1 protein-coding gene is annotated in these 1,339 nt (G+C 42.5%); it reads left to right on the plus strand.

What is annotated here, in order from left to right:
* On the plus strand, nucleotides 1–1,216 hold a 1,216-nt coding region (locus A3738_RS18365), incomplete at its 5' end, for a 26S protease regulatory subunit (protein WP_068763765.1).
* Between the last annotated feature and the right edge of the window lie 123 nt (nucleotides 1,217–1,339).

Consider the following 1,339-nt stretch of genomic DNA (forward strand, 5'->3'; position numbering starts at 1 on the left):
TAAAGGTGATATCGAGTTAGCAGAGTCCTTTTTTAAAGATCAATCTATGGTTTTGTCCGACGAGGAGGCCACTAAATTAGTAGATTGCTTTGTACGGCATAATGATCTAACCAGTCTAATAAAAATTTCTGAAGGAATTGATGTAGGTTCTTTGCTCCATATAGTAAATAAACTTAAGAATGAGGAGTGTCTCGATGAAGCGAAAGCAGTTTATGTTTCAGGGAAAATAAGGGATGCTTCAATTCGCTCGCAATCTCTCGATAAGTTTTTTGGAATTACAGAAGAGAAGGTCAAACTAAAAGTTGTCGAAAAATTAGACTTTGGCTCAGTTACTGAGCTGGCCCGACATCGAGAAGATTCTACTACGTTTGAGGATGTGGTTGGGCTCAGCCAAGTAAAAAAACAAGTTCACAAGAAAATTATTTTACCCTTTCAGAAACCTTCTTTGTTCCAGCGTTTCAAGAAGAAGGTGGGTGGCGGAGTTTTGCTCTATGGTCCACCTGGATGCGGCAAAACCCTTCTTGCTCGAGCAACGGCAGGGCAATGCAATGCTTCCTTTTTCAATGTCGAGATTTCAGATGTCCTTGATATGTATATTGGAGAGTCTGAGCAGAAACTTCATGCAATTTTCGAAAAAGCGCGTGCAGAAGCTCCAAGTGTTTTGTTCTTTGATGAGTTGGAAGCGCTTGCGGGTAAAAGGGAGCACGCTAGAAACAGTTCAACGAGCAACACCGTTAGTCAATTCTTAACTGAGCTGGATGGATTTTCGCAAAACAATGATGGAGTTTTAGTCCTCGCATCCACTAACGTGCCCTGGTCGATCGATTCCGCCTTTCTAAGGCCTGGTCGTTTTGATCGAATGTTCTTTGTGCCGCCACCTGATAAAGAAGCTAGGCAGTCGATTCTAGAGCACCATATGAAAGAAAGGCCATCATTGCCCGATATCGACTACAAAGGCTTAGCAACGAAAACACCTGGTTATTCAGGTGCAGACTTAGCTAATTTAGTGGATATGGCTGCAGATGAAGCAATCGAGGAGTCTATAGAGTCAGGTAAAGAGGTATCGATATCTTCAAATCATTTTAAAGAGGCATTGGGAGATAGCAGGGCTACCACGACGGAATGGTTAACAACTGCGCGCAATTATGCTCGTTACGCCAATGATGGCGGGCGATACGATGATGTTCTGGAGTTTTTGAAGAAGCATGGAAAGTAAGATGCAATCCTATCAGATAATTGATGAGCCCAAGCCTCGAGCTTATGAAAATTTGGTTGCAGATCCTTTGGCGATATTTTTCGTTTGTATGTTTGTTCCGTTTCTGTGGGTGCCTCCTTTACT

Source organism: Oleiphilus sp. HI0066 (genome assembly GCF_001635725.1).